Here is a 16,133-nt window from a genome sequence, read left to right as displayed (position 1 = left end):
GCAAGTCGTTTAATCGCGTATCATGAGCATAGCGTAATCACTTAGGACTATCTTGGTGTCAATATCAGGTACATAATCGCTAATTTGAGTCATTTTCAAATTTTTATAACCACAGGGATTGATATAACTAAAAGGAGTTAAATCCATATTGGTATTAATCGCAATGCCATGGTAAGTGAGTCCCTTTTTGATGCGTAAGCCTAGCGAGGCGATTTTAGTATTATTGACATAAATGCCAGGTGCATTGGCAATGGTGTGCGCTTTGATACCGTATTGTTTGAGTAAAGTTATACAAGTTTTTTCAATATGGCAAACGAAATCTTTAACACCAACACCAAGACGTTTTAAGTCAAATAGGAAATAAATCACAGCTTGTCCTGGGCCATGATAGGTAATTTGTCCTCCGCGATCTGTTTGGATAACAGGAATGTGATGTGGATTGATCAGGTGTTCTGCTTTACCGTGGCGCCCCTGTGTAAATACGCTAGGATGTTCTAGGAGCCATAATTCATCAGTGGTATTTAGACCACGATTTTTGGTAAAGTCGACCATGGCTTGATAAACTTTGTCATATACTGTTAAACCTAACTCTTTGATTAATGCTGGCATCGTTTTATAAAACCATATGAATTTCTTTGTGAGCGCTTAAAGTTTGGTAGATGTTATCCAACTGTTCTTTGCTTGTTGCCTCAAAGATTGCAGTAATTGAGATATATTTTCCAGTTTTGCTTTCGCGTGTAGAAAACTCAATTTTATCAGGCTCATCAACGTATTTCTCGAGTGTATTAAGCACGAATTCAACGACTTCTTTTTGTGGATTTGCCATGATTTTAATTGGGAATTGACAAGGAAATTCAAAAAAAGTCTCTTGCTGGGGTATGTTTTCCTGAATCTTGGGAGTATTGTCTTTATTATTTTCAGTCATAGCAGATCAATCTTTGTGATTTGTGAATTTAGGTTTAGTTTAAAGGAAAATACAATAAAAAGCATCTTAAAGCAAAGTCGCTTTTAAGCAAAGTTTGCGAATAATTTCAGGATAAAACGTATGCTCAATTGATTTAATTGTTTGCTCAAGTGTTTCTGCGGTGTCAAAAGGCAAAACATCGATGCGTTTTTGAGCAATAATTTCACCTCCGTCTAATGTTTCGTCAACATAGTGAATGGTCGTGCCATGCATGTTGTCTTTAGCATCAATCACACGTTGATGTGTATTAAGACCCTTGTATTTCGGCAATAATGATGGGTGAATATTGATGATTTTACCTTCAAAAGCTCTGATAAAAACAGGTGAAAAAATGCGCATAAAACCAGCAAGCACGATTAAATCAGGTGCAAATGGGATAATAAGGGCTTTGAGTAGTTTGTCGTATTCTTCACGTGATTGACTTTTACGCTTGGGTAAAAAAAGGCAAGGAATATTCGCTAATAATCCACGTGTAATCGATTGAGAAGCTTTGTCTGAAACAATAACACACACTTCAATACCCTCTTGAAGATGGAGCTTATCAATGATAGATTGAAGGTTAGAGCCATAACCTGAAGACAGAATAACCAGCTTATAATTATTCACTGCAGTAGAATACAAAAGGTTGTTGTTGTGTACTGGACTCAATGTGTCCAATTTCCCAGGCTACTTCACCCATTTGCGTCAAAGCATCTAAAACTGCTTTTTTATCTTGCTGAGCGATAGCCATCACAATGCCAGCACCGCAATTAAAAGTACGCAACATTTCTTGTTGAGGAATGTTGCCTTGTTGCTGTAACCATTGAAAAACTTCAGGCAGTGTCCAACTATTGAGATTAATTTTAGCACGAGTGTAATCTGGTAATACGCGTGGAATATTTTCTGTGAAACCACCGCCTGTGATATGTGAGATAGCATGAATGTTGAATTGTTTTAATAGAGTGAGTATCGTGTTGACATAAATCTTAGTTGGAGTCAATAGCGTTTTACCCAAGGTGCTATCTGCAAAAGGCATATCAAGTTTTGCTTTACTGTACTCAATTACCTTTCGTACTAAAGAGTAACCATTTGAATGCACTCCAGAAGAAGCAATTGCAATGAGTATGTCACCATGTTTTACACGATCAGCGGTGATAATGTCTTCTTTTTCAACGATCCCCACACAAAAGCCAGCAAGATCATACTCCTCAGCTTGATACATACCAGGCATCTCTGCTGTTTCTCCACCAACCAAAGCGCAGCCTGATTGCTTGCAACCCTCAGCAATGCCTGCAATGACTATAGCAGCTTGTAGCGCGTTGAGTTTACTAGTTGCATAATAATCCAAAAAGAACAAAGGTTCAGCACCACCAACGATTAAATCGTTAACACACATAGCAACAAGATCAATACCAATTGTGCTGTGATCATTTAAGTCAAATGCAAGCTTAAGCTTGGTACCAACTCCATCAGTGCCTGAAACTAAAACAGGTTTTTTGTAGCGATCAAGCGGAAGTTCAAATAATGCCCCAAATCCCCCTAAGCCTGCTAAGACTTCTTTACGCATCGTAGCTTTGGCTAGTGGCTTGATCTTTTCAACAAGAAGATTTCCTTCGTCGATACTAACACCGGCATCTTGATAGGTTAAGGATTGGGTTGGCATTGCGTGTATTTCCATTGTTTATGAGCTCATGCAATGGCGCAGAGTATAAAACAAATGCTAGCAAAAGTCGCCTAATTATTAAGAAGTTTTTTATCGGAAAAGCGTTTGTCCTTGATATAAATCGTACGTGTTACAATCGCAATAAGCTCGTTGCTTTTATCATGAATTTTGACTTCTTTCTGCCAGTGAATTTTGCCATGTTGGATCGTTTGAGAAATGATTTCTTCAATACTCGCTTGATCCAATTTAAACTCACAATAGACAGTTGTCGTGCCTGGTTTTAGATACTTAATTGAAGACTCTTTGTCCCAGATAATATAGTTTTTGCCTAATAATTGACTAAGCATAAGCGGGTAAAAAGCATCTGTCATTGAAAATAACGAGCCACCAAAGTGAGTACCCAAGTAATTGCGATTGTACCACTTAAGAGGCATAGCAACTTTTATATGACGATAATCTTTAGCAATATAAAGTGTTTTGATGCTAGCTCCTTTGTATGGACGGTAGCGATTTAAAACAAACCGTAATAAGCTTACCGGCATTTTAGCAAGGAGCTTGCGAATTTGGCTGTGCATGTACTTTCCTCAAAGCTTCGTAACATAAAATTAACTATTTCCAATTTACTACAAAATCAAGTTTTAAATGGACAACTTGATTCTTCCTGTGAATAACTTAATTCTAATAAGGTGAGGAATGACCTGTCCTACACACTTGAAGTGATTTATGGCTACGTTCACTAGTGAAACTTGCACTAACAACAAATGGGCTTGCTATCAATAGTCTGGTAGTTCTGTTTTTCATTTGCATAAAACCTTTCCTTAAAAATTATCAGCATTTACCTTATATCCTCCTAAAGCCTCTTTGTATAGATTAAGCGTAACCCTGTCTTTATTATGTTAAGCTATTAATCAAACTTTCATGTATAAACATTTATACTCTATCTGACTTTTTAAAACTCATAACAATTAAAATTCCAGCACCAATACAAATAGCTGAGTCGGCGATATTAAAGGCTGGCCAGTGATAGTTGTTGATATGGAAATCCAAGAAATCAACAACGTAACCATGAATCATCCGATCATATAAGTTACCTAACGCGCCACCTAAAATAAGCGCTAAAGCGCAAGCTATTATATTTTTGTCTTTAGTTAGTTTGATTAACCAAATGAGGATAATTATTGATACAACAATTGCAATAGTAGAAAATAAAACCAATTGCCACATGGTGTCGGCATTACTTAAAAAACTAAAGGCCGCACCGAAGTTGTGTAATAATGTTAAGTTGAAAAAAGCTAGCATTTTAACTGGCTTAGCATAAGTAAGCGTGGTGGAAGCAATATATTTTGTGCCAAGGTCAATTAAGATCACAACAATACTTAGCCACAACCAGCGGATTTGAGTATTACGCAAATTCACGCGCTTCCCCTTCTATTGAATCGATATTTTCAATACAGCGCTGGCAAATATCAGGGTGTTCGCAACTTGTGCCGACATCTTCACGGCGATGCCAACAACGTTCACATTTTTGTGCAGTTGATTTATCAACAACGATGCTAAGACCCTTAATATCAGTTTCAAGGGCATTTAGTGGCTTTTTCGTTAATGGTAGTAATTGCGCACTTGAAACAATTAATGCAAAGCGTAGCTCATCTTTAAGCTTAGCTAAATGATTATAAAGCGTGTCATCAGCAAAGAGCGTAACACAGGCTTCAAGGGACGCACCTAAAACCCCTTCTGTACGCTTTGCTTCAAGGAGTTTATTACACTCACTTCTAACATCTTGAACAATTTGCCAATAATCCAAATTAAATGGGCGATGATAAGGGATTGTAGTTAGTCCTTGATACCATTCACAAAGAATCAGATCAGGTTTATCCTCTCCCGGAATAGCTTCATAAATTTCATCGGCAGTAAAGCAAAGAATAGGTGACATCCAGCGAACTAAGGCGTGAATGATGTGATACATCGCTGTTTGTGCCGATTTTCTAGGTTTGCCATTAGTTTTGGCTGTGTATTGACGATCTTTTATGACATCAAGATAGAAACTGCCCATATCAATTGAACAGAAATGGTGGATCTGTTGTGCTACAACGTGGAAGTTGTATTCATCGTATGCTGCAATAATTTTTTGTTGCACTTCATAAGCCTTGGCAATAGCCCATTGATCCAATGCCACAAGCTTATCAAATGGCAAAAGATCATTCTTGGGATTAAAACCTTCTAAGTTTGACAGAAGAAAGCGTGCCGTATTGCGTAAACGGCGATAAGTATCGGCGTTACGCTTTAAAATTTCATCCGATACTGTCATCTCAGAGCGATAGTCGGTTGCAGCGACCCAAAGCCTAAGAATATCGGCACCTAGCGTGTTGACAACATCTTGAGGAGAAACGACATTCCCCAGTGATTTAGACATTTTTTTACCATGGGCATCGACTGTAAAGCCATGAGTAAGTACCTGTTTAAAAGGTGCTTGATCACAACGAGCAAGGCTTGTTAACAATGAAGTTTGAAACCAACCACGATGTTGATCAGATCCTTCAAGGTATAAGTCAGCTGGAAATTGAAGATCTTTATTATACTCAAGCACACAAGCATTAGATGCGCCAGAATCAAACCAAACATCCAGGGTGTCTGTGATACGTTGATAATCGTTTGTTTCGGCAATAAATTGACTATCGTCTGCTTCAAACCAAGCTTCAATACCATCTTTTTCAATCGCAAGGGCAACTTTTTGAATGATTTCAGATGTTTTAGGGTGGAGTTGTTCTGTGACTTTGTGAATGAATAAAGGAATTGGAACGCCCCATGTGCGTTGGCGTGAGATACACCAATCTGGGCGATCTTTCATCATTGCTTCAATACGACTTCTCCCCCAACTGGGTATCCATTTGACTTCTGTAATACTTTGCTTTGCACGATTACGTAAATTATTTTTTTCCATGCTGATGAACCATTGGGGTGTAGCACGGAAAATAAGAGGTGTTTTATGGCGCCAGCAATGTGGATAGCTATGCTCAAGCTTTTTAAAGTTAAGTAAGGCACTATTTTCTTTAAGTACTTCAATTACATGTTCATTGGCTTTAAAGACAAATTCACCTGCAAAAAATTCAGTATCGTTGTTATAACAACCATTATTATTAACAGGATTATCAACGGGTAAATTATGGGTTTGACCTAAAGCAAAATCATCTACACCATGAGCAGGAGCTGTGTGCACCAAACCTGTTCCTGAGTCTACTGTGACATGATCACCATGTAAAACAGGTACAATACGATCATAAAATGGATGGTGTGCTTTTAAATGAGTCAATTGATCACCTGAAACTGTGGCAAGGATATGATATGCATCAATATTCGTGCGTTTCATTACAGATTCAACTAACTCTGTTGCGATTATTATATTTTGATTATTGTTAAAATTAACAACAGCATACCCAATGTCGTTATGTATGGCGATAGCTTGATTAGCAGGTAACGTCCAAGGCGTTGTTGTCCAAATCACAGCGGCGGTATTTTGAGATAAATCCTCTAGACCAAAAGCTTCAGCCCATGCTTGAGTGTTTACAATGGTAAATTTTACATCAATTGCAGGGGAGGTTTTATCTTTGTATTCGACTTCAGCTTCAGCAAGTGCGGAACCACACTCAGGGCACCAATGAACAGGTTTAAAACCCTTAGTCAAATGACCGTTTTCAATAATTTTGCCAAGAGTACGTACCATATTGGCTTCATAGTCAAAGTTCATCGTAAGATAAGGATTCTCCCAATCTGCAAGGATACCTAAACGTTTAAAATCCTCAGCTTGGCGCTTAACCTGTTTAGCTGCATAATTGCGACATTCTTTACGAAAAGAATTAGCATCAATTTTGACATTGGCTTTGCCAACCTTTTTTTCAACTTGAAGCTCAATCGGTAAACCATGACAATCCCAACCTGGAACAAAAGGTGCATCAAAGCCAGAGAGCGTTTTTGAACGCACAACTATATCTTTTAAAATCTTGTTGACAGCATGACCAACATGAATATCACCATTGGCATATGGCGGACCATCATGAAGAATAAACTTATCACGTCCTGCAAAATGTTCGCGGATCTTGTTATAAATATCTGCTTTTTCCCATTGTTTTAAACGCATAGGCTCTTTTTGTGCCAAGTTTGCTTTCATAGCAAACGATGTTTTCGGCAAGTTTAAAGTATCTTTATAGTCAGTCATGTTTTAAACCTTTAGATGGGTTATTAGGTTGTGTTGTTTTAACCAGCTTAGCGCTGTGGTTTTATCTTGTTCAATTTGCAGTTTCAGTTCCTCAAAACCAGAGAATTTTTTCTCGCCACGTAGAAACTGTAGAAACTCAATCGTAACATATTGACCATACAAGTCATGAGCAAAGTTAAAGATATACGTTTCCAATAATCTTAAGCGCCCACAAACCGTTGGTCTAACCCCAATATTGGCAATGCCCTGATAGACTTGCCCCTTTAGATGGATATTTACTACATAGACCCCAGAAACTACAACCTGAGTAGGCATGGGGATATTAATGGTAGGAAAACCAAGTTTGCGACCATTTTGATTACCGTGATGAATGCGTCCACTTAAGGTATAAGAGTGACCCAACAGAGTTTGCGCTTGTTCAAAATTTCCTTGTTGGAGTAAAATACGAATATAACTACTACTGACGCGGACACCACCATTTTGAACAAAAGAAGGTAAACTCTCAACGTTAAAACCAAATTTTAGACCAAGCTCTTTTAGTAAGGTAAAGTCACCTTCACGCTTATGACCAAAACGAAAATCATCACCAACGATGACATGTTTGGCATTTAAGCCGTAAACCAAGATTTTCTCAATAAATTCATGAGGGTCAAGGCTAGCAAGTTTTTGATTAAATGCCAAACACAACACTTGGTCAATATGATGCTTTTGTAGTGCTTGTAGCTTGTCACGGAAAGGAGTGATGCGTGGCGGGGCCTGATCTTTTAAGAAAAACTCTTTGGGTTGTGGCTCAAAGCAGATGACATTAGAGGTAAGTCTGAGGGTTTTTGCCAGCTTGGCAACGTGATTAAGAATAGACTGATGTCCTAAGTGCATGCCATCAAAATTGCCAATTGTAACAACGCTAGGTGTTTTATTTTTACTGCTATTTAAATCTGCAAAGCGTAACAATCGCATGTGGGGTTTAACCTAAATTTTTGTGCACACTGTTTTTGACCTTACTTCACAAGCAGGTTTGAGAGTGCTTTGTGATAAGTGGATAAGCATGCTATTACAACTAGGCTGGTATTATTATATATTAGTGCCCATTTTTCAATTGCTGTCCTTAATTAACGTGAGCACCCGTTAGGATTATCAGAAAAATGTGTTGAAATACAACTAGATGCAAATAGCTATAAACCAGTTGCAACATCAATAATTTTTGTTTATTTTCCATAGGGAACAAGTTAATCAGTTTTTCTTGCATAAGATGATGAGTATTTACTTATTTTTTTTGCTAAGAATAGTTTTGAAAAAACCAGTTATGATATAGGCACTGTGTGACGTATGACATCAGAAGCAGATACTAAAGCTAATTACATTGATCCCGCACTAAAAGCTGCGGATTGGCAATCGACAAACATTGTTCGAGAATACTATTTTACCGATGGACGCAAGTTGGCAGGAGGCATGCGTGGTCGTCGTTGTTTTGTTGATTACCTACTTCACGCCATGTTCAACTTTTTAAATCCCCAATTTTTCAAACTGTATGGCTGAATAACCTTCACTCTTGCATATGACAGCACTAACGGTATGCGCAAGTACCTTTCTGGCAATTCGCTTCGTTAAATGCCAGCAATCACGAGCACGAACTTTCTCAATATTAAAACGTTCAGTTAATTGACCAATAACAGTTTCCACTAGCCTACGAGTAGATATAATCCAGCGATTGGCATCTTTTCCTCGGCTATCTGTCATATTTCCCCCTTGTAGGGGTCTGCAAATCAATACCAGTCTCCAACCTGAAATCTTTTTGATAATCCTGACCAATCAAACCTTTATCAGCAAGTAATAAGCCTTGAATGCCAGGCACAATTTCATAGAGCGATTCCCTTTCGTCAATATGATTTGTTGATGAACCTGCCATAAATTTGCAGATTGCTTCACATAGTTACTACAACTACCAAGCCCTAGAAACCAGGCTTGCCAGTCCGTTTTAAAGTATTGCCATATACCCTTGTCTGTGTTCTTGCCCATAAATTCTCCTACAATATCCATTGTAATCACTTCCGCATCTGAAAGCTTTGGCGCAAAGCCTCGAGCTCTTAAAGGTCGCTCTCTTATCAGCTTTTTTAATTCATTATCTACCAAACAATACACAGAAATGATAAAGTCTTCTAATAGCATGAGGCGCGCTTCCAGTTTTGTTATCCAAATTAAAAACTAAAGCTTTGCCTCATGCTATGCAATCTCTGCCTCCCAGCTTCAACCTCAAAAAGTTGAACAGGGCGTTACTGTTTGTAAAAATGTATAAATCTTTTTCCAAACTTAATCACTTATGTGATAATGCATTTTGCAATCCTTTTTTGTTTTCTAAATTATATTTCAACTTAAGGAAGGATTGTAAGCTTTCAAATAATTTTTGAACTAAATTAACCTAATTACATATTATGTAGCTTTTTTGGTTCACAGAACCTAGTTGGAGAGAAAATTAAGTGATAGAACAAGCATACATTTGGCAAAACGGTCTTTTTGTGGAAAAAGAAAAAGCGGTTACTAGTGTAATGACACATGCTCTACATTATGGGACAGCTGTATTTGAAGGCATTAGAGCTTACAAAACAGTAAAGGGCACGGCGATATTGAAACTAAAAGAGCACATGCAGCGCTTTAATTATTCTATGTGTGCATTGGGGATGAGCTCTCCCTATAGCATTGAAGAAATGTGTCAAGCAGTTATTGATACGGTTAGAAAGAATACTTACGATGCTTGTTATATTCGACCATTGGCCTATTACGGTGAGGGTGGAGTTGGGGTATTACCAAAAGAAGATCATCCAATAGAAGTGATCATTGCCTGTTTGCCAATGGGGCGTTATTTGACCGCAGATAGTGTTGATGTGTTGGTTAGTAAGTATATTCGCATCCATCCTGATTCAACTATCTGTGATGCTAAAATTGCAGGGCATTACGTTAATAGCATGTTAGCAACGATGGAGCGTAGGGGCACTCATTATCATGAAGTACTGTTACTTGATGTTAATGGGAATGTAACAGAGGGAGCGGCACAAAATATTTTTATCGTTAAAAATAATGAGATTATTACCACGCCACTTGGAACGATTTTGAATGGTATTACTCGCAGGCTTGTGATTCAAATCGCAAGGGAAAGTGGTTATACCGTGCATGAGAGATATTTCAAAGTAAACGATATTATTAATGCAGAAGAAGCGTTTTTTAGTGGAACTGCTGCAGAAATTGCACCAATTAGAAGTGTAAACGATCAAAAAGTTGGAGGTACTGGAGAAATTGGTATAGTCACAACACATATTAAAAAATGCTTTAAAGAAATCACGCAAGGTTTGGTTGAATCAGATGCTTTGACGTACCTAACTGAAACCGTACGTTTGGAACATAATTGAGTATATAAAGCGGAATTTGCAATGAATCAGCAAAATATCGCGAATAAAGAACGCGTTTATATGTATAAGTTTATATATGTGTTATAGAAACTGTAATTCAGCTAAAACAGTTGAATCTAGAAGAAATCAAGTCAAGTCTAAACTTCTACAACTTATACAGTTTATTATAACTTTAAAACTGCAATTTTGAGTTTGTGCATTGCTGCCTCTTCAATTTGTCGTATGCGCTCGGCAGAGACATTATGCTTGGCAGCTAGGTCATGTAGGGTAAGCTTTTCATCAACAAACCAGCGCGACATGATAATATCTTTGCTGCGATCATCAAGCTTATCAATTGCGGCTTGCAATTTCTCTTGCGTTTTTTGCTCAAAATCTTCTTCTGCTAAAGCCTGTTCTGGATTGGCAGATTGATCTTCTAAATACATTGCTGGGTGAAAACTTCTCTCATCGTCATTCTCTTCAATTGGGGCATCAAAAGCCATATCATAAGCATTCATCCGTTTTTCCATTTCAAGGACTGTTTCTGGCTTAACACCTAGCTCTTTGGCAACACTTTGAATCTCATCATCACTAAACCAGCCTAAGCGTTTTTTACTGCTCCTTAAATTAAAAAATAGTTTGCGTTGTGATTTTGTGGTAGCAATTTTTACAATGCGCCAATTTTTGAGAATATATTCGTGCATTTCTGCTTTGACCCAATGAACAGCAAAAGATACCAAGCGTACTCCCATATCTGGATCAAAGCGTTTAACTGCTTTCATAAGACCAATATTACCTTCTTGGATTAAATCAGTAATGGGGAGTCCGTAACCTGAAAAGCCACGCGCAACCTTAATAACAAAGCGTAAATGTGACATAATCATTTTTTGAGCAGCTTCGATATCATTTTGGTAACGCAATCGTTTGGCTAATTCCTTTTCTTCTTCTTCAGATAGTATGGGGATGCTATTGGCAAATCGAATATAGCTATCCAAGCCGTCCGTATCTGATAAGGATGGAATAGGTAAGGTATTTTGTTTTAGAACTAAGTCTTTGCCCATAGAATAAATACTTAAGTTGTTGTTAGTATTGTTGCATGGTTAAAAAGTATAGCACAGTTAAATCACACAAAAATGGGGTTTTAAGCAAGAATCTGATTTATGCCTACTATAGTTTGTTTGATGTATTTTGTTTGCATTATTACACTTAATAAACAAACCGAAATGAAAAGCCACAAAAGCAATTTATTTATGGCGTCCCCAAGGGGATTCGAACCCCTGTTACCGCCGTGAAAGGGCGATGTCCTAGGCCTCTAGACGATGGGGACACAAAATGTGTCTAAATATGACTGGTGGAGCTAAGCGGGATCGAACCGCTGACCTCTTGCATGCCATGCAAGCGCTCTCCCAGCTGAGCTATAGCCCCAAGCCGAAGCTGCATTCTAGTGTGCTTTTTATGGGCTGTCAAGCACTAGATTTTAATAAACAGAAAAATTACTTCTAATAGGGGTTAATTCCATACATGGTTCTGCTTATTGAGGCAAGGATTTTTATTTAGATATTGATAAATTTATTCTTTTTATATTTACGTATATTGCCGCCCATCTGAATAAAAGAATCAATAAATTGGAAGATTCACTCTTGGTTTAATTAGGTCTGAGATTATTTGTACATTAATTTCATCGAGATTTCATGTTGCAAAAATAATTTATTTCACAGAATATGTGAATAACTACGCTATAATGATAACACGATCTAGTTAGCGTAAGTTAAAAAGAAAGTTTCCATCGATGAAAAACAAACGACTCAATTTGGCAGGATTCTCGTTGATCGAATTATTGGTAGTGATTGCTGTGATTGCAATTTTAACTGCAATTGCGATTCCACTGTATAACAGTTATACGTTGCGTGCACATCGCTCAGATGCAATCAGTGCACTTAGCACAATTGCCATGAATGAAGAAGCGCATATGCTCAGTAGTGGAATCTATACTGGCACTTTGAATGAGGTCTGGTTAGGTACGACAAGTACAAGAGGCTTTTATGCTATTGACCTGTCAGGCGTGAATAGTAGCGGCTATGTAATAACAGCAACTCCAATTGGTTCGCAAACTTCTGATAGTGGGGACTGTCCTCATTTAACATTAGCAGCCAACGACGGTTCAATCATCAGAACACCTGCTGGTTGTTGGGAGTAAGGTATCAAAGTTTACGCCATAAAGCGTTGCCTTTGGATTTTTTATCTAGCAGAGTTAAGTATTCTTCATGTGCTTTGGGTGTACAATTGTCAGCAAGTAAATCAATAAGCCTTATTTTATTAACTTCTTCAGCTTTTGCATGTGTCTGTATGGTGGAGCTTGTGGCTAATAAATGTGTTTGTGTATTGTCGCTTATGTCAGATAAGTTAAATAAATTAAGTTGTCCGCCAGTCATTAATAAATAGACTTCAGCTAAAAGCTCGGAGTCAAGAAGTGCACCATGAAGTGCTCGATGTTTGTTATTTACGCCGTAACGTGAGCAAAGCGCATCAAGCGAGTTTTTTTGTCCTGGATGCTTTTCTCTGGCCATGAGTAAGCTATCAATGATAGTGCAGTGGTTTTCAATCTGTCCCCACTTATTTGACTTAAGGTGTTGAAGCTCCCAATTTAAAAAGGGTAGGTCAAAAGCTGCGTTGTGTATGATTAGTTCTGAGCCTTGTAGAAATGCTATGATTTCATCAATTTTGTCAGCAAAAAGTGGTTTATCTGCCAAAAACTCATTGCTAATTCCATGAACTTGGAAAGCTCCTGCTTCAACTTCAATATCTGGCTTGAAATAAAAGTGAAGATTCTTACCTGTAAGTTTGCGACTGATCATTTCAACAGCCCCAAATTCAATGATGCGATGACCAGCTTTATAGTCAAACCCAGTTGTTTCAGTATCTACAAAAATTTGGCGCATGAAACCTTTCTATTGGTTAGGCAAAATATGGTAGCTATTATAGCCAAGCAAATATTGTTTTGACACAGTAATGTTTAGCAATAGTCACTATAGTTTCTCTTCCTTAAATGCACCATGATTGACAATTAATACCAAGAGCGATTCAATGAATCTAGCGCTAACTCATTAATTTCATGACTTTTATTAGGTAGAGACTTAAGAGTAAAAAGTTTTGTTACTTATGTTGCTGAGTTATAGATTTAATTTATAGCAGATAGCTTATGGCAAGAAAAGGTAAATTAAGTCATTTAAAAACCGTTGTCCAATCTTGCTAGGGATAAAATATTTTCCATTTTGAATAAGCAGCTTGCGATTAATGGCTAGATCTAACGTTTGTTCAATCGTTTCTATTCCTAAACCAGTCGTTTGCTCAAATAAGTCAGTTGAGAATCCATTGTATAAGCGTAGTGCATTGAGCATAAACTCATATGGACGATCTTCTTTCATAATTTGGGATTGCCCATAAGGAAACCTTTTTTCGCTGATATAGAGTGTTGGGTGCTTGCGCTTCCAATAGCGCTTGATGATATTTTGTTGTGGATAACTTATTTTACTGTGAGCGCCTGCACCTATCCCTATGTAATCGCCAAAGTGCCAATAATTAAGGTTATGTTTAGCTTGGAGTGTTTTGCATTTGGCATAAGCAGATGTTTCATATTGATCAAAACCTTGCTCACCAATCAATGCTTTGCCTTGAGTTTCAATTTCATAAAGTAAATCTTCATCTGGCAGCTTAGGTGGTTTCACGGCAAAAGGGGTGTTAGGCTCAAGTGTGAGTTGATACCAGGATAAGTGTGTTGGTTCTAAAGCAATTGCCTGGTTTAAATCATAGATAGCATCTCCAACGCTTTGATTGGGTAAGCCGTGCATAAGGTCAAGGTTAAAGTTATTAAATCCCGCGCATTTTAGCTTTTCTACTGCATGATAGATATTTTGGTCATTATGAATACGACCAAGGATTTGTAGTTTATCATTTTGGAAGCTTTGTACTCCAAGTGATATGCGGTTGATACCCATAGCTTTATAATCACAAAATTTACCATGCTCAATAGTACCTGGGTTAGCTTCCAATGTGATTTCGGTGTTATTGTCGGTAAGGTTGTGTTGATTAAGGTAATCAAAAAATTTAGATAATGTTAGGCTTGGAAATAATGAAGGTGTCCCTCCACCTAAAAAAATGGAGCTAAATTTCCTGTCTTGTAAATCTTGATGATGACTTTCTAAATCACGAATAAGCGTTTGTAGATATTCGTTGGCTGGCAAGGATGTTCTTAATTGATGTGAATTAAAATCGCAATAAGGGCATTTTTTGACACACCAAGGAAAATGAACATAAAGGCTTATAGGTGGAAGTTTTAACATTATTTGGATTGACCAATGCGAATAACAAGTACATCACAGTGCGCGCGTTGCAATACACCATTTGCAGTTGAGCCAATAAAGCGCTCAACACCATAGCGACCATGGCTGCCGATAACAATAATATCACAGTTAAGCTCTTCAGCAAGCTTGACGATTTTGCGCTTTGGTGAACCATGCAATAGATGAAAATCCGCTTCGATGTCAATTTGTGCCTCCAATGCTTTTAAATGCTTCATATTTTCTTCTTCTAGATAATCCTCTAGATCAGAAATAGAAGGAACGCCTGAGGCCATGTAATATGGAATATTTGGTAAAACATTGACTACGCTTAATTTTGCATTATTGCGTTTAGCAAGAGATACGGCTTGTTCAATGACTGGTTGATTGTCGGCGTGTAGATCCGTCGCGAGTAAGATGTGCTTGTAATTTTTCATCAGGAACTCCAAAACTATATTAATGTTGAACGATAAGCATTTTAAAAAACTTCATCTGTAAAAGATAGTGAGAGTTATGGTGAAAAAAATATGATTGTGGTCTATTTCGCCAAATACTAGTTGAAATATAAGGGTTAAAAATTTAAGCTAGCCGCTATCGTTTTAAAGTCAATTCTAGGTAAATGATGATGAATGCGAATATGGGTAAGTTCATGCAACAAGCGCAAAAAATGCAAGAGCAAATGAAAAAAATGCAAGAGGCACAAGAAAGTATAGAGGTAACTGGTGAATCAGGTGTTGGTCTTGTAAAGGTAATTATGACAGGTAAACACGATGTTAAACGTGTTGAAATCGATCCAAGTTTGTTGACAGAGGAAAAAGAAATTTTGGAAGATCTTTTTGCTGCTGCGGTTAATGATGCAGTGCGTAGAATTGAAACAAAGGCTCAAGAAAGCATGGCGCATTTTAGCAAGGGTTTTAATATTCCAGCTGGTTTTAAATTCCCATTCTAATTAATCTGATTTAATTCTTTTGATATGACGCAAAAATTGTTTTCACCTAAGGTAGAAGCCCTGATTGAAGCATTAAAAATATTGCCAGGGGTGGGCAGAAAAAGTGCCCAGAGAATGGCGATTCAGCTGTTAGATAAAAAGCCAGATGCTGCTCAGCAATTAGCTCATAGTATTAGTGAGGCGGTACGTGCTGTAAAACGCTGTACGCAATGTAATATGTTATGCGAAACAGATGTGTGCCATATTTGTGCAAGTCCACGCCGAGACGATACACAACTTTGTGTTGTTGAGAATATGTTGGATATGATGGCAATTGAAAGTACCGCAATTTATTTGGGCAAATATTTTATTTTACATGGACGTATTTCTCCACTAGATGGGATGGGACCTAATGAATTGAAATTACCAAGACTCAAAGCCATTGTACTTCAAAAGCAAATCACTGAGATTGTGATGGCACTTAGTCCATCTGTTGAGGGTGAGACAACGGTACACTTTATTTCAGATATGTTAAAAGTGCACGAGTGTAAGATTACACGCATTGGCTTTGGTGTGCCGTTTGGTGGTGAGCTTGAGTATTTAGATCAAAAAACTTTAACACATGCCTTTAATGCACGCGTAAACTTTTGATTGACTTTTTATGATAAG

16 protein-coding genes, 2 tRNA genes and 1 pseudogene are annotated in these 16,133 nt (G+C 37.7%); 4 read left to right on the top strand and 15 right to left on the bottom strand.

All coding sequences use genetic code 11. The annotated features are described in order from the left end of the window. Nucleotides 1-9: 9 nt before the first annotated feature. The 9 genes and pseudogenes from lipB to M1V25_RS06455 all read right to left on the bottom strand — a co-directional run bounded on the left by lipB (nucleotide 10) and on the right by M1V25_RS06455 (nucleotide 8,985). Nucleotides 10-609: a lipoyl(octanoyl) transferase LipB gene (gene lipB, locus M1V25_RS06495; RefSeq protein ID WP_116964794.1), complete on the bottom strand. Its 600-nt coding sequence runs from the start codon at nucleotides 607-609 to the stop codon at nucleotides 10-12. A gap of 4 nt (nucleotides 610-613) precedes the next feature. Further along, a complete protein-coding gene (locus tag M1V25_RS06490; RefSeq protein ID WP_116964796.1) occupies nucleotides 614-925 on the bottom strand; it encodes an HP0495 family protein in 312 nt (103 codons plus the stop codon). 66 nt (nucleotides 926-991) lie between these two features. Continuing rightward, entirely contained in the window at nucleotides 992-1,570 is a 579-nt protein-coding gene (gene purN / locus M1V25_RS06485; protein ID WP_498842756.1) for a phosphoribosylglycinamide formyltransferase, read from the bottom strand. Further along, nucleotides 1,563-2,606, bottom strand: a complete 1,044-nt coding sequence (gene purM, locus M1V25_RS06480) for a phosphoribosylformylglycinamidine cyclo-ligase (protein ID WP_498842755.1) — start codon at nucleotides 2,604-2,606, stop codon at nucleotides 1,563-1,565. The genes purN and purM overlap by 8 nt, the downstream gene beginning before the upstream one ends. Nucleotides 2,607-2,677: 71 nt before the next feature. After that, nucleotides 2,678-3,181 carry a DUF4442 domain-containing protein gene (locus M1V25_RS06475; protein WP_498842754.1) on the bottom strand — a complete coding sequence of 168 codons (504 nt, stop codon included), beginning with the start codon at nucleotides 3,179-3,181 and terminating at the stop codon, nucleotides 2,678-2,680. 355 nt (nucleotides 3,182-3,536) lie between these two features. Next, complete coding sequence (gene lspA / locus M1V25_RS06470; RefSeq protein ID WP_116964803.1) at nucleotides 3,537-4,022, bottom strand: signal peptidase II; 486 nt, start codon at nucleotides 4,020-4,022, stop codon at nucleotides 3,537-3,539. After that, on the bottom strand, nucleotides 4,009-6,819 hold the full coding sequence (ileS, locus tag M1V25_RS06465; protein WP_116964805.1) for an isoleucine--tRNA ligase: 2,811 nt from the start codon (nucleotides 6,817-6,819) through the stop codon (nucleotides 4,009-4,011). The genes lspA and ileS overlap by 14 nt, the downstream gene beginning before the upstream one ends. Nucleotides 6,820-6,822: 3 nt before the next feature. Beyond that, nucleotides 6,823-7,776, bottom strand: a complete 954-nt coding sequence (locus tag M1V25_RS06460) for a bifunctional riboflavin kinase/FAD synthetase (protein WP_116964807.1) — start codon at nucleotides 7,774-7,776, stop codon at nucleotides 6,823-6,825. Nucleotides 7,777-8,322: 546 nt separating this feature from the next. Then, nucleotides 8,323-8,985, bottom strand: a pseudogene (locus M1V25_RS06455) (transposase). 308 nt (nucleotides 8,986-9,293) lie between these two features. On the opposite strand from M1V25_RS06455, the gene M1V25_RS06450 reads away from it, so the two are divergent. Beyond that, on the top strand, nucleotides 9,294-10,220 hold the full coding sequence (locus M1V25_RS06450; RefSeq protein WP_116964870.1) for a branched-chain amino acid transaminase: 927 nt from the start codon (nucleotides 9,294-9,296) through the stop codon (nucleotides 10,218-10,220). Nucleotides 10,221-10,384: 164 nt separating this feature from the next. Here M1V25_RS06450 and rpoH read toward each other — a convergent pair whose 3' ends face one another. From rpoH to M1V25_RS06435, 3 genes are all read right to left on the bottom strand, one after another. Beyond that, nucleotides 10,385-11,260 (bottom strand): RNA polymerase sigma factor RpoH, encoded by an 876-nt coding sequence (gene rpoH, locus M1V25_RS06445; RefSeq protein ID WP_116964484.1) that lies wholly within the window; start codon nucleotides 11,258-11,260, stop codon nucleotides 10,385-10,387. 190 nt (nucleotides 11,261-11,450) lie between these two features. Then, nucleotides 11,451-11,526: transfer RNA gene (locus M1V25_RS06440), tRNA-Glu, on the bottom strand. A 22-nt stretch (nucleotides 11,527-11,548) separates the two neighbouring features. Continuing rightward, a tRNA-Ala gene (locus tag M1V25_RS06435) sits at nucleotides 11,549-11,624 on the bottom strand. Nucleotides 11,625-11,988: 364 nt separating this feature from the next. Between M1V25_RS06435 and M1V25_RS06430 the strand changes: the two genes are divergently transcribed. Continuing rightward, entirely contained in the window at nucleotides 11,989-12,396 is a 408-nt protein-coding gene (locus tag M1V25_RS06430) for a type IV pilin protein (RefSeq protein WP_498842753.1), read from the top strand. Nucleotides 12,397-12,400: 4 nt separating this feature from the next. On the opposite strand, the gene dnaQ is transcribed toward M1V25_RS06430, so the two are convergent. The 3 genes from dnaQ to M1V25_RS06415 form a co-directional block, all read right to left on the bottom strand. Beyond that, nucleotides 12,401-13,138: a DNA polymerase III subunit epsilon gene (gene dnaQ, locus M1V25_RS06425; RefSeq protein WP_116964485.1), complete on the bottom strand. Its 738-nt coding sequence runs from the start codon at nucleotides 13,136-13,138 to the stop codon at nucleotides 12,401-12,403. 258 nt (nucleotides 13,139-13,396) lie between these two features. Further along, nucleotides 13,397-14,539, bottom strand: a complete 1,143-nt coding sequence (hemW, locus tag M1V25_RS06420; RefSeq protein ID WP_116964486.1) for a radical SAM family heme chaperone HemW — start codon at nucleotides 14,537-14,539, stop codon at nucleotides 13,397-13,399. Continuing rightward, nucleotides 14,539-14,973 (bottom strand): universal stress protein, encoded by a 435-nt coding sequence (locus tag M1V25_RS06415; protein WP_116964487.1) that lies wholly within the window; start codon nucleotides 14,971-14,973, stop codon nucleotides 14,539-14,541. Before M1V25_RS06415 ends, hemW begins: the two co-directional genes overlap by 1 nt. Before the next feature lie 188 nt (nucleotides 14,974-15,161). Between M1V25_RS06415 and M1V25_RS06410 the strand changes: the two genes are divergently transcribed. Together M1V25_RS06410 and recR are read left to right on the top strand one after the other, a co-directional pair. After that, a complete protein-coding gene (locus M1V25_RS06410) occupies nucleotides 15,162-15,485 on the top strand; it encodes a YbaB/EbfC family nucleoid-associated protein (protein ID WP_204723383.1) in 324 nt (107 codons plus the stop codon). A 24-nt stretch (nucleotides 15,486-15,509) separates the two neighbouring features. Next, nucleotides 15,510-16,115, top strand: coding sequence for a recombination mediator RecR (gene recR / locus M1V25_RS06405; RefSeq protein ID WP_116964489.1), 606 nt, complete (start codon nucleotides 15,510-15,512; stop codon nucleotides 16,113-16,115). The last annotated feature ends 18 nt before the right edge of the window (nucleotides 16,116-16,133 follow it).

Source organism: Candidatus Nebulibacter yamunensis (assembly GCF_024208055.1).
GTDB lineage: Bacteria > Pseudomonadota > Gammaproteobacteria > Francisellales > Francisellaceae > Caedibacter > Caedibacter lacustris.
Note: the sequence above shows the minus strand (reverse complement) of the source record. Positions and strands in the feature narration are given on the sequence as shown.